The organism is Anaerotignum neopropionicum (assembly GCF_001571775.1).
Lineage (GTDB): Bacteria > Bacillota > Clostridia > Lachnospirales > Anaerotignaceae > Chakrabartyella > Chakrabartyella neopropionicum.
Genome location: NZ_LRVM01000002.1, coordinates 88429 through 113216, shown reverse-complemented (window position 1 = coordinate 113216; position 24788 = coordinate 88429). Strand labels below are relative to the sequence as shown.

Below are 24788 nucleotides of genomic sequence, written 5' to 3'. Positions count from 1 at the left end.
ATTTTTTCACAGTCTACAATGCATTTATCTTGGCTTACATATTGATTTCCATTGCCTTTTTCATCTCCTACACATAATGCTCCTACTATATCTTGATAAGTTTTAGGCGGATAGCAAACAGCATGAATATCGCTGGTAGTAAGAGTATAACTAATATTCTCTTGAAATCCGCATCCATTTCCACCATTATGATCTTGTCTATCAATGGTATTTCCTGCAATACAATAACTGTCTGAATCAATTGGTTTTGATACTAATGGTACATTATTTCCGCCTGTTCCATATGTTGCTGATATTGTTGGTGCTACATTAAGTGGACCATTATATCTGCAGTCTTTTGCATGATTATCAAATAGAACTGGTTGATTATTGCCACTTGTTCCTGCTGCTGATGTAATAGTAGGACAAAGGTCAAAGCATATTTCTGCACCACCTTGCTGTGTTGCCATGACTATAGGTTGATTTCCTCCCATGCTAGCTCGTAATGTTGAAGTAATATTTTCTGTTATATCCATTCGATCACCACCCTGATCATTTAGACATAGCATAGGTTCTGTGACAAATGTCTGCATCTGCATATTTTGAGTTGCCATCAAGGCTCCTGAAATTCCATTTAAGTCAATACCCTCATTTCGTTGATTGATATGATATGCTTTATATTCGGTAATCATATTGTCATTAGAATCTTCCTCTGCCCTTTCATCTTCTCCTTGAATTTCTAAAGCTATTTTTAATTGTTTAGGAAGTTCCTTTCCTCTTACTCTAGCTCTTCTGAGTATTCCCAAACAAGCTGTCTTGCTCAAATAATATTTTGGGAGCGGTGTGTCCTCCAAAATCTGCGACAAGAAAGATTCTTTTACGTCTTTGGGGGACACCCCAGTATTGAGCATCGAGAACTCTCCAAGCAATGGTGAATTCATATCCCAATATGCACCCAACAGATTTCCATATCCCTCCCGGAGGTCTAGGTATAGATACGTTGCTGTCTGCAATTCTTGTGGTTTCTTCAAGGACCGCATGGAAGTCTTCTCCGTTTGTACTTGAAAATGCTCCAGGGACATTTTCCCAAACGAAGTATCGAGGTCTGATAAGGTGATTTGCCTTTCCTCTTCTTGCATCTGCCCACCTCATTTCCTTTGTTATTCTTATCTGCTCCATAAATAATCCTGAGCGCTCACCAGCAAACCCTGCCCTTGCACCTGCAACAGATAAATCTTGGCATGGTGAACCACCTGTAATGATATCAACAGGAGGTAATTCTTCCCCTTTTAATTTTGTAATGTCGCCAACATGGAGCATATCAGGGAATCGTATTTTAGTCACCTCAATAGGAAAGGATTCAATTTCACTTGCCCATATAGGAGTAATTCCATTATGAATAGCTGCAAGGGGAAATCCCCCAATCCCATCGAAAAGACTCCCCAAGGTGATCATTTATCTATCCTCATACAAAATAGAGCCTCTTCTTTTATTTCAATATCTAGTTTCATAATTCTTTTTATAGGAATGCCTATCCCTTTAGCAAATTCAATTTCCTCAAACATTCCTTGAGAAATATGTTCACCAAATACCCATAGTTCATTGCATTTTGATAAAAACTCTTTTCCTATGCTGATTCCCAATCTTCTTTCTTCTGGATTATCATCATCTAAAATCTGGGGGTAGAGAAGATGGGGACAAAAAAAGGCATTACCTTCGTTTAATACATATCGGCAAGCCTGTTTCGCATATTCTATATTCTTTTTAATATCTCCTGCATAGGGAGATGCAACATATATTAGTTTCATTAAATCCTCTCTTTCTATTTTTATTTTGGTACTGCTTGTACTATAGTTTTAGTTGTATTTACAGCTGCCTGTGCAGTATAAACTGCACTCATTACATTGGCACGAGTTGATGTATCCAGTCCAAATGCTCCAGCAATCCTTGGTACTTCTCCTGCTGATAACATTAAACCTAATCCAAGCAGTGCATGATCTTTAACCACCATAAGTCCTGCAGTTAGTATGGTTGCCTGAAGAAATGTGGTAAGGCACAAACCGATTATCTGCTTGCACCACTGAATAAAGCCATCAATGTAACCACGAGGAACAGAAAACATATATAGACTTCCCACTGCTATCTGAATAAGTAGAATTCCACCTCTTTTTAGGTTTGCAAAAAATACTTTAATTACTGCGTATCCCATAAGGATAATAATAAACAGAGCCATAAATGGACTTGTTATCATAGTGATTCCACCGAATATTCCCGAACTACCAACACTTGTAATATCGCCTACATTATTTAATTCTCCAATAATAGATGTTGCAAGTCCACCAATTCCACTTCCGTATCCTGTGATACCAGCAGTTAAACTTGCTTGTAAATTGACCGAGAGCTTAAATAGTTCTATAGGCACTGTAGTAAAAAGGCTGACTGCCATAAATCCTTTAATTGCATTTAAGGCTGCATCTTTCACGTTGCCCCTACCATATTGGTACTCAATCCCTGTTTCAAAGCAGGACACTACAAGTCCTATTCCATAAAGTGACCAAGCAAGGTAAGAGAAGAACAGAACAATTGACTGTACCCAGCTCATCTCGAAAAGTTCTACTCCCATATTTCCCATTTGGGCAAAGAAATCAGCAAGAAAACCTATAAGCTGACCGTAGAACCAATCAATGATTTGATCCATCACATCCCCTAAGAGAAAATCCCAGATAAACATTTCACTTCACCTCTTTTCGCAACAAAAAAACACTTCTTCTTTATGTGATGTGCCAGATTAACGCTAAGTTTTCTACATTCCAAGTATCTTCCAAATATATGCTGGTGCTGTTAAAGTAAACACCAAGCAGGCAAACAAGATTGCGGGTGCCGCCCATTCAAATTGTCCATGTTTCCTATAATCAAAATAAGCAGTACCAAGTTTTGCAAAGAAGAATACTGCTAACACAAGGTCAATTGCAGGGAACACAACCTTATTTACAACCGTTTTTATCTGTTCTGATGCATCACTCCAAGTATCTTCAATTGCCCCTGCAACATCTCCTGTACCTGAAGCTAATGCAGTAGTGCTAAACATCAATATGCCAATCAGCACCATGCACATTGTTAGTGCTATTTTCTTGTTTATCTTCATAAAATCCACCTTTCTTTTTCTGTAGTGTTTAAGGATTTAAGGGTGCTATATGCCAGTCTTGCCACAAGTTCCCCTTTATTGTTAATGTGTCTGTAAGATTCATTGAGAGCATTCCATCAGGCGTCCATGCATCTATAAGCCATGTATTTACTTTATATTCACCGTCTGGCATCCATATTGGAGTAAAATGTGTACGATTCTTATAAGTAGAATAATTGTTTTTACTGAACTCAAACCTAGCATTCGAACCACTTGAAACACGTTCTAATAATCTCCAGTAGGTTTCATAGCGAAATTCCGGAAAATAGGAAACAGCATTTTGAGCATAAGTAATAGCTGAACTTTGATTACTACTCACATTTGCAGTCGCTGTTTGATTGATTCCATATCCACTTTTAAAAGCACTTCCACTTGCAGTAGGGTTTTTACTATCATTTGTAATCTTCATATCACTTGAAAGTCTCGCTGTATATTGGTCAAGGTCAAACTCCCACCAACCATGGTCACACCAATATCCTGAGTCCTCTCCTGTACTATGCCACACCCAATATGCCCGCCACCAAGGACTCCATATACTCCAATAAGCATTTGTTTTTTCTTCTCTGTTTGGAACAGAGGAATGAGAAAAAGAGTCATTTCTATCATCTGCTACAGGATTTGGTGGTGGATTTTTATCTAAATCAATAATCTTAACATTAATAATTGATTTAGTAGTACTACCCGGTCCATTCACTATTACATCTATTACCATATCTTGTTCCGTATCAGGAGTTGTCCATTTCACCCATGCAAGCTGAGAGTCGCCACTTGGGTAATATACATTCCCAACATTATAGGTTCTACCATCAATAATAAAGCTCACACGAGTCGGATTATCAGGATCAGATTGTCCTCCACTAACCATAACGGCAGTGATTACCTCAGTATTTACTCTATACTCATAATCATATGTGCTAACAGTTGGTGGCTCTGGCTGTTCTGCAAATCGCACAATACCAAGTCCAAGAGAGGATTTTATATCTGCATTGGATGCTGGTTTTGTAGTGCTTCCACCCCATGCTGGATATCCCAAATCTCCTATCTCTAGAAACATTGCAAGGGGCAAGTTTTTATGGGATAAAGATACCATCTTATTTCTAAGCAATCCACTTAACTGTTCATCATATATGGCAGCTTCCGTTGCAGTTGTAGCAATCATAACTCCTTGAAATGTGTAATATGCCATTGGTTCTAAAAGTAATTTGTAATCCCCACCAATTAGAATATCGAAATCCATTCCTGTTATTGATGCAATTGAGCGGATAACTTGCTCATCTGTAAAATAGCTCTTTATAGCTGCTATATTGCTACTACCATTCGTACTCACTATTCTTGGCATTGTTTGAGATGGATTAATGTAAGAATATGCACCTTGAATAGGAGATAATTTTCTTCCACCATTATATTGAATTTTAGATACCTTACCAAAGTGAAACATAGTAGATGGAGGTTGTTTATTTGCTAAATCAATAGGGGTAGTTACTGTGGCATGGTCACTTGCTCGAACTACAGTTATACGCACACCATCGTAACCAGGAGACCACTTATCAGTACTCGTTCCATCTCCCATACCTCCACCACCCGAGTCAATATTTCCATCTCCAACTGCAAATACCACAATCGGCATCATTAAGCTAAATAGCATTATAAATACTATCAAAATCTTTAATATTTTTTTCATCTGCTCTCCTTTCTACAACAAAAAACACTGCATCTCTGCAGTGTTCTTCATTACTATTTATATTTAATCCATATTTCCTATCTTATTTCCATTCTCATACATATCTTCAGCTACAGTCCCTTGATTTTCTCCACTATTCTCTATCCATCCAAAACCAGGCAAGTAAGTTTTCCCTTGAATATTGGTATCTCCACCTTGTGGTACATCATTATTTTTCGGTGTTTCTGTAGGTTTCTCCACCTTGTCATGAGCTACAGGTTCAGGTGGTGTTTCCACTTTTTCACCATTTGGATTCTGTGTTGGATCTGTAAGTTGTTCCTTTGTAGGCTCTTTTGGTTTTTCTACATCTCCTTGAATGGTTTGCTCAGTGCCTGTATCTATTGCACCATTATCTATCGTCTCCATATCTGGAATCTTTATTTCTGAAACTATGATTTCATCTTCTTTTTCTGCAATTACAGGTTCTTCTACTATGATATCATTCGTTTCTACACTTTGATTTGGCAGTACTGCATCCTCTATGGGTTCTTTTTTTAACTGATTTGTTATTAAAGTTATAAGTATTACACTGACTATTAATCCACTTGCTACAATTAATCTTCTTTTGGTCTTATCATTTATATTATTCATAGGTTTCTGCCTCCTTATTAATCTTAATTATCTGTTTCTTTCAAGCTACAAACTACCACAAGATTTCCTGAAAGTCTATTAAATTCTTTGAATCTTTTAAAACTTAGGTGTATAGCCTGCACTTGTCTTTATTTTCATCTTCATACTTGGAAGAAGTCTGCCTCCAAAGGATACTGGGACTTCAAGCACTATGCTGCTATCTGCCTCAAATCTTGAATCTGACCTGTCCCCTAAAGCTAAAGGAGCATTTCTTATATCTACTTCTAAATTCCATATTTTAAACTCTACTTTTCCTTCTGATGTAGTATTAACATGATATCCACTTTTCCTACTTAATCCAAGAATTGTATCTAGTCTATCATAAATTGCTCCATAATCAAGAGATTCTTCAAAGTCATCTGCCATAGGCTGATATCCTCCTGAATACCCTTCGCGAACTCCATGATATACATCATCATAATTGTCATTAACAGTAGAAATTACTGCATCTTGAACAGCATCACGCACACCTTGTGCTATGATCATCAACCTAAAATATTCTGATACTCCTGTAAAAATCATTACAAGACACAAAGTCACTGCAACAATCAACGGAAAAGAACTGCCTTTTTTATCGGTTAATATTCTTTTTATTTTATGCAAGATTTCACCTACTTCCAATATACTTCTGATTTCCCAGCGGCGTCAGCTCTTAAGGTAACAGGAAAAGAACCAAATCCTCCAAACAGACCGATATTCGTTCCAAAAGTGACGGTTACAGTTATCTCTTCATTTAACTGAATTCTTCCTGACTTTGACCATTTAACCGTTGGTGTAATACCTGTCTTTTCTCGAAGTAAAAGTTCCCTGTTTGAAGTTTCTGATCCTACCCTTCCTGCAATTTCTGCTTCCCTTACAAGCTCTGTAGCAAAGGTATCTACCTGTTGTTTTATGATATAAGCTGGAAATACTCTCACTGCAAGGGCAATAACAAGCATGGCGCAAAGCACAAGAATTGCCACATCTATATATCCTTCTCCTTGTTTGGATTTTAAAATTTTTAACACATAGACACCTCCTAGAACATTCCACTAAGGGAACGTATAATTTCATATACAATGATGGCCATATAGGTCATTAAGAAACACATAAGCATTACAAAGGAAAACACTCTAATCTTAGGTGGTATTTTCATTGCCTGTGCCTTTAACCTTTGAAGTTCAAGCTGTTTCATATCATGGGATAGCATTTGAAAATACATGGATCCATCATCTCCACGAAGAACACCAATTAACCCTCTCGTTATATCCGATAGCATCGGTGAATTAATCCTTGCCTCAAATCTTGTAAGTGCCGCCTCATAGGAAGAGGAGCGCATATCTGCTGTTAAGATATCCAGCTCATCAGCAAATTCCTCTCCTGCATTCTTCTTATAGTTCTCTATAATAGACAATACATCCCTACTTGCCTTTAACTCCTGAGTAATGGTTGCTACAAATCTTGGCAGTTCTACTTCAATCTTTTCTTTCTTTATCTTTAATATCTCATCTGCTTTACGAATTTCCTTAAAATATATGATAATACTTAAAAACATAAGTATTGGTGCAATGAGTGGAAGTATCATGAGACAAGGAATAATTAGTAGTGCAATTATTCCCGACTTTAATATCGCTGATGCAATGAACTCTTCTGGAGTCAGATTCATTCCAGCAGCATTTAGTGTATTTTTCATTCTGCTTTTTTTATACTCATCCATAGGAATATATTTAGCAAGATTTACTGCCCATCCCATAAGAAATACATCTACAGTTTTGGCTTTTTCTTTCCCTTGTTTACCAGCAGATAACATAGCCTTTTGTGTTGCAATGCTTGGCAATTTCAGCAAATCAGCTGAAATTAGAAACAAACCAATGGCAAGCAGTATGCCAAATGTAAAGATTAAAATTGTCATATTCGGCTACCTCCTATACTCAATTGGTTGAGTTAATTTAATTACGAAAGCTGTAGATATAAAAATAGCCATAGCACAAATAGAAAGAATAATCTGTCCCAAAGCTGAGTGCATGAGTGTGTGGTACCAGTCTTTGTTTAGAAAATACAAAAGAGGTATATTTCCAATGACCAATATTACCATAGTAATAAATTCTTTTCTTGGTTCAAAGACCATGTTTTCAAGTTCTCCATTTACTACACGCATATCCGATAGCTTACTTACAATGGGTGTTAAGGTTGTCTTTAAGCTTCTATCAAGCTGACAAGCGATTAAAGCATCACACCATTCACGAAACACAGCATTATCAATCTGTTCTTTCATAGCTTGCAAAGCCCCTATAATATCTGGGTTTATCAGTTTTATCCTCGAAACGAAACCCTTAAATACAGACAGAACTGGTGGGTTTAGGTAGTTCATATTTTCCTCAACGGCTGTAAGGATATCCTCATTTCTTAAATAAGCAGTTGTTATGATACTTAGTGCTGTTTCTAACTCTGCAGCAATATCCCTTTTAAAATAACTTTGAGTAAGCCTTATATACCAAAATGGCAGAAACATAAAGCCTATTGCCATCACTGGTACTAAGAAAAAGTTACCCAGCATGATAGCAATAGATCCTCCCATAGTAAAGAACAATAAGGATAAGGCACAAAGCAAAGGAAACCTCTTCTCTCTCCCTGTAACTTTTAAAACCTCTTGTACTTCCATGATTTCTCGTCTTAAAAAAGATACTTTCTTTCGTTTTGTAGTCTCATTTATCTCATCCTTAATACTCTTTGGTTTACTTATCAGCTTTTTAAATATGTTTTCCGTAAACTCCATTGGTGAGATTCCAAATAAAATAAAAAAACCTGCAATCATTCCGATACAGGCAATCAACAAGATGGTACTCATATAGTTTCCACCTCCTTTGTTTTCAGTTTTTCTATAATGTCAATTGGCATGCCATTTTCTAAGAATCTTTTACTAAGACTACCTGAAATGCTATTGATCTGCTCATGGTAACCATTAATTATAAATTTCCCATCTTCCATACGATTTTCAGTAATCACATATTGATATAATGGACGGTAATTCCTTGTGCCATCTGGAAGGATCTCGCATTCCATTATCTCCATCATCTTTCTTTCCTTATTTTCAAGCTGCTTACAAAACACGACAATAGGATAGGCCTCTGTTACATATCCCATCAATGTTTCATCTGACATATCTACTGCTCGTTTACAAAGGGATACCATCCTACGATAGGTTGCCTCACAGGAGTTTGAATGGATGGTAGTAAGAACAGCTACCCCTGTTCTTGCTGCCTCCTGTGCTGCATTAGCCTCTGCTCCACGCATTTCCCCTACTACAATAATATCTGGATTAAAACGCAAAGACATATCAAGTAGAGTAATCTGATCTACTCTTTGCCTTTCATTCTCACTGTCACGTGTTATGGTATGAATAACAGAATTAGTTACTCTTCCTTCTTTTTCACGAACTAAGGCAAGCTCACGTGATCCATTTTCAATGGTAAATATTCGCTTATTATCAGGAATGGTAGTAAGCAACCATCCAGCAATTGTTGTTTTACCAGAGCTGGTTGCTCCTGCCACACAGACAGAAATACCATAGCGAATACACTCTGATAAAAAATCAAGCATAGGATTTGTTGCTGTACCACCATCCACAAAATCCTGTTTTTTCATACTTTGAGGATTAACAATACGAATAGAGGCTGAAATCCCAACATCTTCATCCACTAAGGGAGTTTTAAGAACAGCAATACGAATATTTTTTGTTAAATGCCCAAGAACAGCTGGACTGGAATTATCAAGTACCATACCAGAAACATGGAGCATTCTCCTTATTACATTAATTGCATGTTCAGGAGAATCAAAATGTTCATTAAGCTTTTCATTTCTTCCATCAGAATACTGCACTTCGATATCTTTCCATGAGTTAATGTCTATTTCTTCAATACCTTCTCCATAAATATATTTTGTTAAAAAACCATACTCAGCCATCTCTGTATAAAGTGCATCAATTAACTCATTGCCACTCATACCTTTTACTGAGATTCTGCTGTCCTGAACATATTTAGAGATATATCGTTTCATCTGCTCTTTAGAATCCTTCAATGTTCCATCGGTAATAAGAACAGAATAATTGCTTGAAATATATTCTTGAACGTCCTTTAGAACAGTAGAAAAGTCCTTACCCTCTGTTTCAGGGGTGAAAAATAGGGAGTGAGTTCTATTTTCAGAACCTAACTCCCATTGTGTTTCTTGAACTTCTTGTGATTCTTGTATCTCTTCTATTTTTCCCTCTACTCCTTGAGTTTCCAGCATTTCAATTGCCCTTTTGAAGGTCTTTGATATTGCCTTTTCATTTGTAGATGACACGTTTTGTTTCCCTTTTGTCTTTAGAAACACAGAACTATTTCTTTTCTTTCCTAACACCCAAACACCTCCCTTGCTATCTTCTCAACTTCTTTGCGAAATGCCTTGCTGTCCTTCATGGATAATTCTTCGAATAGATTTCCAGCTAGGTATTGTTCCTCAAGTTCCTGTGAATGTGGAAGCTTAAAGGCTACACTTCCAAGTGCTTGACTCATATGGTCTACCCCTTGCTGTGGTTTAATGTTAGAAGCTATTTTATATTGCTTATCTGCATCCCATTTCCCATCACGAAGAAGAGGTAATTGACTTGATAGATAACTGATACTTTTCAAATCACAATTGGCAAGTCTTAATACAGAATCAGACTCCATTAGAGCAATAGCAGATAAAATATCATTTGCGATATAACTGCCACAATCTATAATAATAAATGGCGCGATTTCACGAAGGCTATCAATTAGCTCTCTTGCCTGTACTTCTGAATAGGGCGGATAGGTATATTCGTTTTCTCCCTTTAACATTCCAAGGATTGTAAGATATGACAGCTTTTTATGAGTAATCATATTGTGTTTTACGAGTGGCTCTGTGACATGGGTTGCAGCAAGGATACTTCCTAATGATTTTTCGCATTCAAGTTCTTGTGAAGGACAGATACAAGGTAACATTGGAGCTGTCATATCGCATAATACCAGTACTACATTCTTTTTCTTATCCGCAAGATATTTTGCAATCTTTGTAGCTACTGTTGTTTTTCCACTCCCGGGACTCCCCCAAACAGCTAAAACACCACCATGTAAGATTTCTTCCTGAACACTTTCTTCCTTTAAATTGCGAGTAAAAATACTGTTTTTCTTAAAGTTTAACATCTTTACTCTACCTCACTTCCTGTTTCTTCTACTCCTTCAGAGGATGTGTTTGAGTTATCTATCGCCTCTTCTACTATGTCTTCTTCAGATACCTCTTCCGTCTGTTCTTCTGGTCCTGGATAATAGAGAGCTTCTATAATTTCCTCTTGCATATCAATAAACTTCTTTGTATTCTTTGGACTTCCACGATATACAAGTGATAAGTGGGATTTGGAATCTGCCTCTAGTTCTGCCAGAATATTACCTTGCTCAGGAGTTACTAGAAGTGTTACCGTTGATGGAAGTTCTCTTTCATCTTCTGTTCCTTGTTCATTTGTATTGGCATCATATCCTGATGAGGCTGTTACAGAAATTACTTCTACATATTTAAGTTCTGCTGGGATAACTGTCGCACCTTGCTTTTTATAATCGGGAGCAATAACAGATACAATATCTCCACTTTGTAGCTTTCCTGAAAGACCATTTGCAAAGGTCTTAATAGTTATGGACATTGCCTGTTTACTTCCATCTAGATTATATAAATAGGCATTTTCAGCTGCTGGTATTTCTGATAATTTTGTACTTAAAATATAATCTCCAATTCCCAAATCTGAAGTTGCATATTTACCAATCACTGTTTCTTTGGTACGAATTACATTTTCAGGTAGATTAAATCCACCTACTTCTACTACTTGAACCATATCCTTTGTGATTTCATCACCTGATTTTATCTCCTTTGTCACACGCACAATTTCTGTCTTTTGACTGATCCCTTTATTAAATAATGGTGTAATACCAAAACATATAAGGAGCGACAATACGATACAAATCACTCCAACTACTGTCCTATTCTTAAAAAATCTCATAGTATATTCCTCCTAATTTATAACGAGGCGAAGATATCCACACCTCGTTGCAATGGTGTGAAGTAATCGCTACGCAATTACTTCTGATATTTAAAAATACATGATTAAAAAACCTATCCCTAAAAAGGGAGCAAGTGGCATAGATAAATTCTTTGCCACCTGCTTTTTTCTGATGATTAATAAAATTCTTAACATGATATAAAACAATATCAATAAGGTAAGTCCTATTATTAATCCATAGATTCCTTTCCAAAATCCAAGAACAAACCCAACTGTGGCAGTTAGCTTAATATCTCCGCCTCCAATACTCTTTTCTTTAAACATTGCTGCTATAAGAAATGGCAAGGCAACAAATATTCCTAATAGATTTTGAAAACTAAATTTCAGAAATCCTGTTAATACAAGGAGTACGCAGACCGTGTCTGGAATTTCTCTTCTTTTAATATCCGTATAAGATGCTACCAAAAGCAGAGAAGAAAACAGCACCCCTTGTAGGATGCTATTAGCCTGCATAGTTAAACATTTCTTTGATCCGTTCTTCTAATGTCGGCATAACCACTTCACCGAATAATGCATACAGTCCTGCAAGGAGCAATGCTCCTAAAACTACGGCAATAAGGATTTTTACTGCAGTATCAATATACCCTTCTCCACGGTTATTGTTAATTGCAATCTTTACAGCCACAGCTTGTCTTACTGAAAAGTTTTTTGTTTTTATCATTATCTTATTCATAGCGATTCCTCCATTTATTCAAAGTGATAATTAACGGAATAAGTGATATTTGATTTGTTATACATACAGTTATGGTTGGTATAGTAATAAAATTCTAGTTTAGAATAAACACCAGCACCAAGAGTCCTACTAAATGTAATACCATTGCTTGTAGTTCCATAATCAAGCTGATCCCACTGCTTTGTCAATACATTGTATCCTCGAACTCGGCCATGGTCACTTCCGCTATGTCCTGATACAGGTGGAACAGTAAAAGTATATTCTGTTATAGTTGCTCCTTCTAATCCATTTTCTAAAATAACAGAATCTGGACCTGTCAAAGTCATTCCTCCACCACCATTGGAATCAGCAACAAAGAACACAATTGCTGCCCAAGGAGATTCTGCACCTGTGGAATCTACTGCCTTAACACGAACTACATTTTTCCCTAACGGATATACCTGTTGTTCTGCATTACGTCCTTCCCAAATATAAGTGATTGGATCGTTATCTGCATCAGTACTACTAGCTGTAATAGTCACCTTTGTTCCAGGGGCAACACTATTTCCATTTGGAGTTCTACTAATTACAGGAGCCGGTGGTGCTGAGTTTACAATTGTAAAACTCTTTTCTACCCAAGGTGAATAAACTCCTGCAATATCTTTTGCACGTACTCGGATGGTATGTTTGCCTACTGAATAGTAGTTATCAGCAGTTTTACCTTCATATTCCAAGGTTGTTGCATCTCCATCTGCATCATTGGCAGTCGCCTTAATATCAACGAAGAATTTACCGTTTTTAACGGTTCGGGTTGGTGTAGCCGTGAGTGTTACTGTTGGTGCTGAATTTATAATTGCAAAACTCTTTTCCATCCATGGTGAATATGCATCTGCAATATCTTTTGCTCGGACACGAATTGTGTGTGTACCTACTGAATAATAGTTATCAGCTGTTGTTCCATCATATTCCAAAGTTGTTGCATCTCCATCTGCGTCATTAGCTGTTGCCTTAATATCAACGAAAAATTTACCGTTTTTAACGGTTCGAGTTGGTGTAGCTGTTAGTGTTACTGTTGGTGCTGAATTTATAACTGTAAAACTCTTTTCTAACCATGGTGAATAAGCACCAGCTATATCCTTTGCTCGCACTTTAATGGTGTGTGTACCTACTGAATAGTAGTTATCAACTGTTGTTCCTTCATATTCCAAGGTTGCTGCATCCCCATCTGCATCATTAGCAACTACCTTGATATCAACAAAGAATTTACCATTTTTAACAGTTCGTGTTGGTGTAGCTGTTATCGTCACTGTTGGTGCAGTATTAGTAATTGTAATAGTGTCATTGTAGGTGAATATTCTACCTTCACTATCTGTAATTGTAGCCATAAAAGTAAATACCCCTACATCTGATATTGAAATCTTACCTCCGTCATTTGAAAGTTCTCCACTAAAAGAGGCTGGTTCACTTATCTTTTCTAATTTCCACTGAACCTCATTATTTCCAAGGTTTTCAGAAGTGGTTTCTACTTCAAACTCTTTGCCATAATGAATTGATTCAGGCATTGTAAAATTATATTTTATAACAGGCTTTATGGTTATGTTTTGGGAATATAAGAAACTCCTTTTTAGAAAGTCTGTCATTGTTGCTGTTAGAACATATTCCCCTTCTTCAAGAAAAGTGATTTTTCCACCATGTGCATTTAAGCTGCCATCAAATGCTTTAATTTCAGAAATAGGTTTATCGTCTTTTGTAATACCCCATTCCACTGGCAGTACGTTATTGCTGCCATGAGTTCTAATATCAATTATGCTGTCGGTGTATGCAAGGACAGGCAGTTCGAATCCTATGCTTAACACAGGAAGTACTTCTGTTTTACCACCCACTTCAAAAAGAAATACTCTGCCAGTATCATCAGTAATTCTAGCTACCAATTCATATATGCCAGCCCTTTTAAATTGAATATTTCCACCGTAGTTGTCTAAATTGCCATCTACATAGGTTGACCAGTCCTGAAAACCAAAGGTATTATCAACTAGCCATTCAATCTTTAGTCCATCAAGTTCTGTACTATCTACATCTACACTAATATCACTATCAGTATGAACATATTTAGGGAGTGTATAGCTCACGGATGGCACAGGATAGACTTTGAGTGCTTGCTTATAATTATAAGTTCTTCCTCCATCATCAGTGAACGATGCCTTTAGAGTGTATTCTCCCTTCTGATTAAATTGGATCATTCCACCATCATTGGAAAGATTGCCAGTGATAAAGTCAGGAAGCTCAACCTCCTTACCATCTTTTACAAGGGACCAATCAGCAATATGATATCCGATTTCTCCAAATGTAGCTTCAACCTTTATGGTATCGTCTGTATGAAATATTTCGGGAAGATAAAAACCGGCTGAGCCTACAGGATATACTGTAATAGCTACAGTTTCCTTGAATACTCGTCCGGTCTTATCAGTCAATGATGCAGTTAGATTATATACACCTTTTTCTTTAAAACGTATATCACTTTCTCCTATTTGAATGTTGCCCTCAATGAAATCTTCAATAATAACTACTTTGCCATTTTGAGTAAGTGACCATTCAATCTCCATCTCTTCTGCATTCTTTGTTTCTGTATTTAATGTTATGGTCTTATCCGTATGAGTAATATTTGCAAGCTCCATTTTTATTTCTGCTAATGGATATACAGTAATAATATCTGATACTGTAACTTCTTTACCTAACTCATCAGTAATTGTGGCACTTAGTTCATATACTCCATTAGTTTTAAATAATATTAAACCACCACTACCTGTAAGTTCTCCTGTAATTACAGTTTCAAGGTCTACTTCTTTGCCATCTTTTTTAATCGTCCATATCAAGGAATTATCTCCTAGATTCTCAGTGACAAGATCCACAGCTACTGTTGTATCAGTATGTGCTGTTTCAGGCAAGCTAAATTGTGCTGATATAACTGGATAGATGCTGACAGTCTGTTCACAGACAACTGTTCTGCCCCTACTGTTTAATGCCGTAGCAGAAAATGTATAACTACCTGTAGACTTAATTTTAATTACTCCACCTTCTGCTTTCAATTCTCCATCTAACACAGAGGAAATCTCAGTAGGAATACCATTTTTAGTAACTGTCCATGCTACGGATTTTACATTTCTGCTAGTTGGAATAATTTTTATTTCTTCTCCAACATAAGCAGTGTTTGGAAGTGTATAATCATATTTCGGTGCAGGAACATAAGATGAACCTCCATTTGAGGATGAACCATTATCTGAAGGCTTATCTTCTTGCTCCACATCAGGAGAATCTACTGGACTCTCATTTACAATATCTTCTTGCTCAATTATCTCTTTAATTTCATCATGCCTATCAAGGATTTCAAAGGCTTCACCTCGTGTTGCCTCTCCGTCAGGACGTATTGTTCCATCTGGATAACCAGAGATTATATTATAATGTTTGCCAGCACAGATATACTCACGTTCTTCTTCCGTCAAATCATCTTCATCAGTAAACCCTGTATTACAAGCACAATCCATATTATGCTCTTCCTTGCCTATAGCTCTAACTAACATTTTAATCATTTCCAATCGAGTGATAGGCTCATCAGGAAAATATTTAGCATCATATTCTTCTTTGATGATAATACCTTCATCAATAAGTGCCTCAATTTCTTTTTGAGCAAAATGTCCTGCAATGTCCTCAAATACTATATTGACCGTATTTGTTTCCTTTGGCTCAAGTTCCATAATTCTTGCTAAAAGGGCAGAAAATTCTCCTCTTGTAATTATTTCATCTGGATGAGAAAGTCCATCCGGATATCCATGAATTACACCTTTTCTTGCAAGATTATTAATTGCATCTTCAGCCCAATGACCTACACTATCAGAAAATACAAACCTTGTTGCATAGGCAGAGCCTACAAAACTGGTAATTAAAATACAAACTACCAAAAGAATATTTATTATTCTCTTTGATTTATGATTCATTTTAAACTTTCCCCCTTTTAGCCTGCATAGTTAAACATTTCATTGATTCGCTCTTCTAATGTTGGCATTACTACTTCACCAAATAATGCATACAGGCCTGCAAGGAGCAATGCTCCTAACACAACAGCAATAAGGATTTTTACAGCTGTATCAATATATCCTTCTCCACGGGTATTACTAACTGCTACCTTTACTGCGACAGCCTTTCTTGTTATAAATTCATTTGCTTTTCTTAACATATTTTTCATCCTGTTTTCCTCCATTATTTTTTAATTTTCTAGGATTTTAATTTTTAAATACTCATATCCATATCTTGTATTTGATTCTGTTGCTCAAAATTAACTTCTTTAAATCCAAAACGGTCTACATAATAAAATTCACTGCCATTGTCATCATATAGCTCAACTACATCAGACATTGACAGTGAGTGACCAGCAAACCCATTGGGATGATTTAGATTAAACTTTGTATAGATGGATTCTAAATCATTTGTTTCTATTTCTCCTTCATATACAAGCTCATAGTTATTTTTATCTGGCTCTCCAAAGTTTTCTTTAAGTTCCTCATATCCAATAAACTTACATTCAGGACTTATATCAGCTCTTAACTGCCAGATACGACAGTCTTTAAGTGGCACTGGTATTTCATTATTAATAAGGAGTACACCTTCTTTTGAAAGCCTTTCAAATACACCCTCTGTCCATTTTGCTGTAAGCTTACGGTTACCAAGCCACTGACTGAATTCTTCATTTTGAAACATAGAATCTACTATTGCAGTACCGTCTTCCACATATCCTGAAGGATTTCCATAATAAAATATACAGCCATTTTTTAGTTCAATGCCTCTCATAAAGTACCTCCCATCATTTAATCTCCATAGACAATATCCTCCATCATAATCCTTTCTTCTAATTCTCTGATGCAGATACCTGACATCTCAAAGATATCGATAACAAACTTTGGTACATCGGCTATATCATAGTCATAATCTGCCTGCATCACTATGATTTCCCCGCTGTCTTCTTCTGTACAAGCACAAAGTTTTGCATCCTTTGGAATACCAGCTTCTTCAAGGAGATAATCAGGAACGATAATCTCATCATACTCTTCAAATCTATCGCAGTAGGAGCAATCATGACATCTCCCACAAATCCCTGCTAGATGAACAATTAACTCTTCTGAGAGATTTTTAAGTCCTTCTGCTACCTTTATAAGCTCCATTGCATTCATCGTTGTTTTCATAGCTACAACAGCATTCTCTAAGGTATTAAATTCGATTTCTTCACACCCTGTAAGGTCTGCTGCATTAAGTATTTCATTTGGCAAACTAATGTTGTTGTCAAAGCATTCTTTAATCATTTTCATTATAAATTCCCTCCTGTTTTCCTATTCCATTTTTCATTTCAAATAAATTAATTTGTGATGGAGAATTTATCTCCCTTTCGTGCATATCATAATTTGCCACCAGTATTTCAGGAAACTGAGCACCATTATCATAGCGCTGTTTAATATTATTGATACGGGTGTAGCTTTCTATCTGAATGTTTGGAGCATCGTATAGCTCTCTAATAAAAGAACAGTCATTATAGGAAAGTAAGAACTTTCCCTCAATGCCCATCAAGGTATCTCGGAGTCTTATATGATCTTCTTTCTTAAATCCATCTTCACCAACATTTTTATAATACTTTTCTGTTTCAAAATACGGTGGATCTGCATAGAAAAAGCTGACAGGGCGGTCATATTGCCTTATCAGCTTTTCAAAATCTTTATTTTCAACCACTACCTTACTAAGTCTTCTATGTGCCTGTTCAATTAAAGGAAAGTTACTCCACATATCATGGGGTTGACTCCCATAGCTAGTAAGGCCTGATGCATAACTATAGCGAATCAATTGATAAAAATATGAGGCTCTTATTACATCACTTGTAGGGCTGTCTCTTGCAAGTGACTTCTTCACTATGTCAAAATCCTCACGGGAGTTTAACACAAAATATAGTGCATCTATTAATTCATTTGGTTTTTCCCTTACACATCGATAGAGGTTCGTTAGAAGACCATTAAAATCGTTATATACTTCAAAATCATTGCCCGGTGGCTTATGAAATAGTACCCAGCCTCCGCCTCCAAACACTTCTATATATCGTTCATAATATAAGGGAAAGAGAGATACAATTAATTCTCTTAAAGATTTCTTGCCACCTATCCAGCTCATAAAACTATTAATACTTCATCACCTCTCTCTTACCTCTTTATCAAGGTCTAATCTCAATTGTCCGTTTGTATCTGGAAATTGCTCCAAAGCTTTGGCTAGTCCTCTCTTTGCTTTCGCAATTTCTCTAATTCGACTTGTCATCTGCCCTATACTAGCAAGCAGCTCCTTTCTATCACCAGCATAATAATATCCGTTGTCACCACTGCATATGGGATTGCCATTATTTCTTAATTGATTGACTAATTTCCTGACAGTTCTTGAACTGATACAGAATCTACTTTGTAGATATGCACTGGGGACTGCCTTAGAGATTCCTGTATGATACACTTTCATATAAATTAAAAAATCATGTTCCACCTCCTCGCCTCCTTTCTCATGCCATGTTTCATAACACTGTGGATATGATTGTTTTTGGGCAACAAAAAAGGCCGACTGCTATGCTGTAATTTACAGCAAACAATCGGCCTTTTTATTTTTTGGTATTAAAAAAACACGGACATTTTCCGTGCTACCTTAGAATATTAAGTTATGTGATATATCAATAAGAAAATTTACTACTCCATTGATATTCCCATACTATCTAGTTTTTTACTGAATTCATAGTGAAACTGTTCCCCGTTTGATTTTATAAAACCATTTTTGCAAGGCACTAACCCTCTATTATCAATATCTGCTTTTGCATATAGAGTATAATCAAAATTGTCTCCAAGTATGGTATCAGGTTCTACAATGCCATTCTTACTTGCAAGTAGTCTGCCGTATCTTTCAAGTTTATCTTCCTTTGGCGCAAAATCATAACAGTTTAGATTCTGTGAAATATCAAGAGCAAAGTCAAGTCTAGTACAACCTTCAAGCTCCATTGCTGACTCTAAATGCTCTGTAAAGAAAGCTCTCCCTTGTCCTTGCTCGTCACAGACATATCCAAAGTTATTACCATCAGATATTAATTCTTCTATGGAGTCATATTGTTCTGCCAGCTCTTTAATATTAGGGACTACACACTTTGCATCTAATAAGGCACATCTACTCCACTTATTTGTACCAAGTGCATCTAAAGCTATTGCCATTTCATCAGGTTCTAAACTAGAAAATTCATAGTCAGGCAAGATTATCCATACACCTTCAGGATAATCTTTATTACCTACCTTAATTTTAACGGTCCAATCATCCCCTGTCATCTTATCTAAGTTTGAGCCATCATAGATTTGTTTGAGAGTATTTCTCTGATATACATATCCATTGTCCGTAAAAACTCCATTAAAATCTTCATGATATTCGTTACCAAGATGATCTATTTTAATAAAAGGAAGGATCTCATTAGATGCACATTCCTTGTGTCTTGCTACGTATTCTCCAAGGGTCTTATTATCGGTAGCTTTATAATAAAAATCAAAATTACTTAGTTGCTCTGTTAGATTTATCAAATCTGATGCATTATTGACCTCCACAATCTGAACAGCACCCTCTAGAATATATTTTTCTTTGACTGACATTTCAGCAAATCTCTTTTCTAGATATTCATTTTCTTTCTCTGTTACTTCAATATCTTTCCATAGATATTCTAAGTTTTTCATAAACTCATTCCTCCCATACCCTGTGATTGCTCTTTTGACGGCTCATCTGACTCTTTAATCTCTTCTTCCTGCGGACGAGATAACACTTTAAAATTATCTTCTCCAGGAATAAGACCAAGACCTCTGCCATTATCCCATTTCATGTGTATGGTTCCAATGTCATCTACGCCTATCACTGTTCCCTTTGTACCTTTTTCAACGCCTTGCACATCATCCATTGCCTGAATTAATTCAATTCGTGTACCTACAGGATAGCCGTTCTTAATTCTTTCTACTTGATTCCTATTATTATTCAAATTTCATACCTCCCATTTTTTGATTTTCTTCTATACCCATTTCCTCAGCTGTCTTAATAAACCAGTTATCGCTGTTCCAAAAGCTAATATAAATATCTCCTATTTCAGTATTAATTTCTCTCTGTTCAAAACACTCTGCCCAGCCATCTGAAGCCTGTCCAGTTACATTTTCTTTAATCTTTTCAAGCTCCTTTGGAGTCAGTTCATTATTTAAAATAAGAACAGCTACCCCCATTAGTTCTCCTTCTACAAGTTCAACGGAGAACACATACTTTGATACTTTTGCATTCACACTGTCATGGTCATCATAATATCTCATCAGACCTCTTTGTTCTTCTTCTGGAAGATTATTTTCTTCTATTGCCATCAGGATTACATCTAGATACTGGGCTACTTCAGCATTTGAAATTTCCTGTGGTTCATTTGCATATTCTTTATAACCATATTCGTTTTCTATATCATAGGTAGTTATTCTAAGAGGCATATACAGTTTTAAGGTTTTTAGTTCTTCTTGTTCAGGAAATACCATTCCAAGATTTTCAAATAATAAACTTTCAAGTTTTTGATTATATCCATGGTAAGTGATATATCCCTTCTCTGAAAACGCTCCAAATTCATGTGCCATTTTCTCCTGTCCATATCTTTTAAAGTCAATGTATTCTTCAAGATTTGAATCATATTCAAAATGACCTGAGTCACAAATCATATATCTTCCATAGCTTTCTACACTATGGATACCATCAAATAGTTCAAATTCATACATAGCATCTGCTAGTGTAAAGATTTCTTCAACAGTTCGGGGTTTAACATAGTCCATAAGTTTTTCAAAATATTCTATATTATGGTTGCCTATTTCCTTATAGTACTTTGCTAAATTATTTAAATTGTCTATCTTAACTAATGGTGTTTTATCATCAGAAACAATTTCTAATATTTTTTCAGAGAAGTTATGGCTATCAATTGTAATTTCACAATCATGTAAGTAAGGTGTTTCCAATCTCATCAGTGCCTTTTCAATTTCAACATCAGAACAAGGAAGATAGATAAATTCATTCGCATCTTTGGAAGTTAACTGTATTGTTGCCACAGTTTCTTTCCAATGCTATTGTGGAAACTGCTTGCCATTATATATTTGCTCTGGTTCATTGATATTTTTATATAGGACTCCATAAGGAGTAATTCTAGAATTAGGATTGTTTTTTATCACTCCCATAGCAAAAGATTCACCATCAAGTTCATCTAATTCTTTTACTGCTACTGCTTGCTTCTCTGATAGGTATAAATCTTTTCCTACAGTTTCTAGATTATTAAAGTCACTTACAAGGCTATAGCAATGAGTATTAAAACTTATATTGATTAACTCTGCTATTGTTTTAGGATTTTCTGCAAAGGCAGAAGCAAAAAACACTTTTCTTTCCTTGATATCGAAACTATCCATCCTCTTAAATAAGAAATTTAATTCATCGATATTGCACTCTTTACCTTTTAAAACTTCATTCATATCTGAATCATAGACTACTTCTTCAATATAGCAGTTGTGAGCAGCTGAAATTTCAATATCTAGTTGATTATATACATTGGATATTTCACTTTCATCATAAGGGAAATTAAACATAATTGATTCTTCTTTTCTGTCGATACTTTTTAATCTAATTAGCATAGTTCTCCTCCATCCTATTTTTTAATTGAAAATACATTTGCACCATACTTTGCAATTAATGATGCGTTAATTATTATCCTAAATGTAGTATCATCAATGAGTTCTCTATCTGCTATCTCGCTGATTCTTATATATTCTTTTCCTGACCATATAGTTTTTGCTGTTTGGTATAGAGCATATTCTTCCGTACTGATTTGTCTAAGATGTATACTTGAAAAATCAAAGCCATTTAAGAAGACTGCATCCTCCGAGATGTTCCATAATACTTCATCAGCAGTAAGAAGAAATATTACTGCAAGGTAGCTTGGCGCTCCATCCTCTATATCAATATCTTGTTTCTGAATTAAATGATAAAATCTTTCCTTGTGGTTATGATTTAAAAATAGTTGACCAGTAAATCTATTACTAAGTAATTTCAATCTTTCTTTTAGAGCATAGTTTTTTATTCCTCCAAAGCAATCTTTTGTCAGATCTGCATATACAATTTTATCTGCCTCTAGTTTTTCTTTAAAACAAAAACAATCATTGGTGTTACCTCTGCTTTTAACCTTTGCTATACATCCATTACAAATCTTAATACCTCCTTCACAATTAAAATGATTATTAATGACTATTCCACTTCTTCTTTTAGGAAAATTAGGTGCCAGCATCATCAGCTGTTCTATCCCTCCCAATGATGTACCATACATAAAATATCTTGACATTGTTCTCAATCCCTTCATAGTTTTTGAAATAAGAAAGAGGCGAAGACTATCGATCATAAGTTGACCGAAGACTTCGCCTCTTAGAATTGCTATATTTAGTTTTGGATTTTATATAAAACAAAAGCACCAAGAATTTTATCTCAGTGCTGTTGAAGTTTTTACATGTTATTGTTAGTATAAAAGATATGCTCATTTTATGCTAATGAAATGTTACACTCTTAATCAGCGATTAAAAAACATTTTTTGTACTGTTATAGCTTCTTTACATTCAAAGCTCTAAAAGCATTTAATACTGCAATGATAGTTACACCTACATCTGCAAATATAGCTGCCCACATAGTAGCTATTCCAAAAGCACTCAAAATAAGAACAATTATCTTTATTCCAATTGCAAATACTATGTTTTGATTTGCAATTTTTAATGTCTTTTTAGAAATCTTCATTGCAGTAGCAATTTTCGATGGCTCATCAGTCATAATTACAATATCAGCAGCTTCAATGGCTGCATCAGAACCTAAACCACCCATTGCTATTCCAATATCTGCACGAGCTAATACAGGTGCATCATTGATTCCGTCACCGACAAAGGCGAGTTTACCTTTTGTGGATTTTTGTGAAAATAATTCTTCTAGTTTTTCAACTTTGTCTGCTGGCAATAGTTCTGCATAAACCTTATCAAGACCAAGCTCTTTAGCAACTTTTGAACCAACACTTTTATTATCACCTGTCAACATAACTGTTTGCTTAATATTAGCTGCCTTAAGTTCCTTGATTGCTTGTGCTGAATCTTCCTTTACCTCATCGGCAATTACAATGTAACCTATATATTTATTATTAACAGCAACATGTACAGCAGTACCAATCAGCTCTCCCTTGAAATAAGGGATATCCATCATTTTCATAAGTTTGATATTTCCTGCCATAACCTTTTTGCCATCTACTGTTGCAATAACACCATGACCTGATATCTCTTCTACATCTGAAATACGTCCATTGTCTATTTCTTTGCCATATGCACGTTTCAGTGAAAGTGAAATTGGATGATTGGAATAGCTCTCCACATATGCAGTTAATTCAAGTAGCTCTTCTTTGGAAACCCCTTCTGGATGAATTTCCTGTACATTAAATACACCTTTCGTTAGTGTACCTGTTTTATCAAAAACAACAATCTCTGTTTGAGCCAATGCTTCAAGGTAGTTACTACCTTTAACTAAAATACCTTTTTTTGAAGCTCCACCTATTCCACCGAAGAAACTCAAAGGAATTGAAATAACTAAAGCACACGGACAGGATACCACAAGGAATGCTAGTGCTCTATATATCCAATCACTAAAAGTCGCCCCGTCTATAACAAGAGGCGGTATAATAGCTAGAAAAACTGCAATTATAACCACAACTGGTGTATAATATCTCGCAAACTTAGTAATAAATTGTTCTGAATTGGATTTTTTACTACTTGCATTTTCAACTAAATCAAGAATTTTGCTTACAGTAGATTCTCCAAATTCCTTGGTAACCTCTGCTGTAATAACTCCATTAATATTGATGCAACCACTCAGGATATCACTTCCTACTTCTACTTCACGAGGAACAGATTCACCAGTAAGTGCTGATGTGTCAATCATTGAACTTCCCTCTATTACCTTGCCATCAAGAGGAATTTTTTCTCCTGCTTTAATTACAATAATATCTCCAATTTGTACTTCATCTGGGTCAACTTTGACAAGTTCATCGCCTTTTTTAACATTTGCATAATCTGGTCGAATATCCATAAGGCTTGCAATTGACTTTCTCGACTTGCCAACTGCATAGCTTTGAAACAGTTCTCCAACTTGATAAAACAGCATAACTGCAACACCTTCAGGATACTCACCAATAAAAAATGCACCAATTGTTGCAATACTCATTAAAAAGTTTTCATCGAAAACTTGACCTTTAAAAATATTTTTTACAGCTCTTTTTACAACATCTCCACCTACAATAATGTAACTTATTATAAAGAGAGCAATCTGTAACCATTCGTTATTTAAATTAAGCAATACTGCTGTAGCTAACAAGGCTGCACCAATAATTATTCGCCATAGTCGTTTTGTCATA

Annotated in this window: 26 protein-coding genes and 1 pseudogene; all 27 read right to left on the bottom strand. The window is 35.8% G+C overall.

Features of this window, described 5'->3' with window-relative positions; genetic code table 11:
- Nucleotides 1-11 precede the first annotated feature (11 nt).
- Nucleotides 12-1434, bottom strand: a pseudogene (locus tag CLNEO_RS16620) (DNA cytosine methyltransferase); the annotation flags it as partial.
- Nucleotides 1431-1787 carry a DUF7768 domain-containing protein gene (locus CLNEO_RS04195; RefSeq protein ID WP_096348791.1) on the bottom strand — a complete coding sequence of 119 codons (357 nt, stop codon included), beginning with the start codon at nt 1785-1787 and terminating at the stop codon, nt 1431-1433. The gene CLNEO_RS04195 and the pseudogene CLNEO_RS16620, both read right to left, overlap by 4 nt.
- A 20-nt stretch (nt 1788-1807) precedes the next feature.
- Complete coding sequence (locus CLNEO_RS04190) at nt 1808-2710, bottom strand: conjugal transfer protein TrbL family protein (protein WP_066084918.1); 903 nt, start codon at nt 2708-2710, stop codon at nt 1808-1810.
- Between the two features lie 72 nt (nt 2711-2782).
- Nucleotides 2783-3124, bottom strand: a complete 342-nt coding sequence (locus CLNEO_RS04185) for a DUF3852 domain-containing protein (RefSeq protein ID WP_066084916.1) — start codon at nt 3122-3124, stop codon at nt 2783-2785.
- Between the two features lie 28 nt (nt 3125-3152).
- On the bottom strand, nt 3153-4844 hold the full coding sequence (locus CLNEO_RS04180; RefSeq protein WP_066084913.1) for a hypothetical protein: 1692 nt from the start codon (nt 4842-4844) through the stop codon (nt 3153-3155).
- Nucleotides 4845-4907: 63 nt separating this feature from the next.
- Nucleotides 4908-5474, bottom strand: coding sequence for a DUF6550 family protein (locus tag CLNEO_RS04175; protein WP_066084910.1), 567 nt, complete (start codon nt 5472-5474; stop codon nt 4908-4910).
- Nucleotides 5475-5570: 96 nt separating this feature from the next.
- Nucleotides 5571-6116 (bottom strand): hypothetical protein, encoded by a 546-nt coding sequence (locus CLNEO_RS04170; RefSeq protein WP_066084908.1) that lies wholly within the window; start codon nt 6114-6116, stop codon nt 5571-5573.
- Between the two features lie 8 nt (nt 6117-6124).
- The gene (locus CLNEO_RS04165; protein ID WP_066084905.1) at nt 6125-6520 is read right to left on the bottom strand and encodes a DUF4320 family protein; all 396 of its coding nucleotides are present in this window, start codon (nt 6518-6520) and stop codon (nt 6125-6127) included.
- A gap of 11 nt (nt 6521-6531) precedes the next feature.
- Nucleotides 6532-7404, bottom strand: a complete 873-nt coding sequence (locus CLNEO_RS04160) for a secretion protein F (protein WP_066084903.1) — start codon at nt 7402-7404, stop codon at nt 6532-6534.
- A gap of 6 nt (nt 7405-7410) precedes the next feature.
- Nucleotides 7411-8340, bottom strand: coding sequence for a type II secretion system F family protein (locus CLNEO_RS04155; protein WP_066084900.1), 930 nt, complete (start codon nt 8338-8340; stop codon nt 7411-7413).
- Entirely contained in the window at nt 8337-9779 is a 1443-nt protein-coding gene (locus CLNEO_RS04150; protein WP_096348796.1) for a CpaF/VirB11 family protein, read from the bottom strand. The genes CLNEO_RS04155 and CLNEO_RS04150 overlap by 4 nt, the downstream gene beginning before the upstream one ends.
- A gap of 104 nt (nt 9780-9883) precedes the next feature.
- Nucleotides 9884-10696, bottom strand: a complete 813-nt coding sequence (locus CLNEO_RS04145) for an AAA family ATPase (RefSeq protein ID WP_066084894.1) — start codon at nt 10694-10696, stop codon at nt 9884-9886.
- A gap of 2 nt (nt 10697-10698) precedes the next feature.
- Nucleotides 10699-11541 carry a Flp pilus assembly protein CpaB gene (gene cpaB / locus CLNEO_RS04140; protein WP_066084891.1) on the bottom strand — a complete coding sequence of 281 codons (843 nt, stop codon included), beginning with the start codon at nt 11539-11541 and terminating at the stop codon, nt 10699-10701.
- Nucleotides 11542-11631: 90 nt separating this feature from the next.
- Nucleotides 11632-12054, bottom strand: coding sequence for a prepilin peptidase (locus CLNEO_RS04135; protein ID WP_066084887.1), 423 nt, complete (start codon nt 12052-12054; stop codon nt 11632-11634).
- Nucleotides 12044-12274, bottom strand: a complete 231-nt coding sequence (locus CLNEO_RS04130; protein WP_066084884.1) for a DUF6133 family protein — start codon at nt 12272-12274, stop codon at nt 12044-12046. The genes CLNEO_RS04135 and CLNEO_RS04130 overlap by 11 nt, the downstream gene beginning before the upstream one ends.
- A 14-nt stretch (nt 12275-12288) precedes the next feature.
- Nucleotides 12289-16245, bottom strand: a complete 3957-nt coding sequence (locus tag CLNEO_RS04125; protein WP_066084881.1) for an S-layer homology domain-containing protein — start codon at nt 16243-16245, stop codon at nt 12289-12291.
- 17 nt (nt 16246-16262) lie between these two features.
- Complete coding sequence (locus tag CLNEO_RS04120; RefSeq protein WP_096348790.1) at nt 16263-16493, bottom strand: DUF6133 family protein; 231 nt, start codon at nt 16491-16493, stop codon at nt 16263-16265.
- A gap of 44 nt (nt 16494-16537) precedes the next feature.
- Complete coding sequence (locus CLNEO_RS04115) at nt 16538-17095, bottom strand: YodL domain-containing protein (protein ID WP_066084878.1); 558 nt, start codon at nt 17093-17095, stop codon at nt 16538-16540.
- A gap of 17 nt (nt 17096-17112) precedes the next feature.
- On the bottom strand, nt 17113-17610 hold the full coding sequence (locus tag CLNEO_RS04110) for a hypothetical protein (protein ID WP_083531833.1): 498 nt from the start codon (nt 17608-17610) through the stop codon (nt 17113-17115).
- Nucleotides 17597-18457: a DNA adenine methylase gene (locus tag CLNEO_RS04105; RefSeq protein ID WP_066084876.1), complete on the bottom strand. Its 861-nt coding sequence runs from the start codon at nt 18455-18457 to the stop codon at nt 17597-17599. The genes CLNEO_RS04110 and CLNEO_RS04105 overlap by 14 nt, the downstream gene beginning before the upstream one ends.
- Before the next feature lie 18 nt (nt 18458-18475).
- Nucleotides 18476-18814, bottom strand: a complete 339-nt coding sequence (locus tag CLNEO_RS04100; protein ID WP_066084874.1) for a hypothetical protein — start codon at nt 18812-18814, stop codon at nt 18476-18478.
- A gap of 197 nt (nt 18815-19011) precedes the next feature.
- Nucleotides 19012-20031, bottom strand: coding sequence for a hypothetical protein (locus tag CLNEO_RS04095; protein WP_066084872.1), 1020 nt, complete (start codon nt 20029-20031; stop codon nt 19012-19014).
- Nucleotides 20028-20327, bottom strand: coding sequence for a DUF4314 domain-containing protein (locus CLNEO_RS04090; RefSeq protein ID WP_066084868.1), 300 nt, complete (start codon nt 20325-20327; stop codon nt 20028-20030). Before CLNEO_RS04090 ends, CLNEO_RS04095 begins: the two co-directional genes overlap by 4 nt.
- The gene (locus tag CLNEO_RS15270; protein ID WP_083531832.1) at nt 20320-21414 is read right to left on the bottom strand and encodes an antirestriction protein ArdA; all 1095 of its coding nucleotides are present in this window, start codon (nt 21412-21414) and stop codon (nt 20320-20322) included. The genes CLNEO_RS04090 and CLNEO_RS15270 overlap by 8 nt, the downstream gene beginning before the upstream one ends.
- Nucleotides 21415-21429: 15 nt before the next feature.
- Entirely contained in the window at nt 21430-21987 is a 558-nt protein-coding gene (locus CLNEO_RS04080) for a hypothetical protein (protein WP_066084865.1), read from the bottom strand.
- Between the two features lie 14 nt (nt 21988-22001).
- Nucleotides 22002-22691 (bottom strand): hypothetical protein, encoded by a 690-nt coding sequence (locus CLNEO_RS04075; RefSeq protein WP_066085764.1) that lies wholly within the window; start codon nt 22689-22691, stop codon nt 22002-22004.
- A gap of 251 nt (nt 22692-22942) precedes the next feature.
- Nucleotides 22943-24787 carry a heavy metal translocating P-type ATPase gene (locus CLNEO_RS04070; RefSeq protein WP_066084863.1) on the bottom strand — a complete coding sequence of 615 codons (1845 nt, stop codon included), beginning with the start codon at nt 24785-24787 and terminating at the stop codon, nt 22943-22945.
- Between the last annotated feature and the right edge of the window lies 1 nt (nt 24788).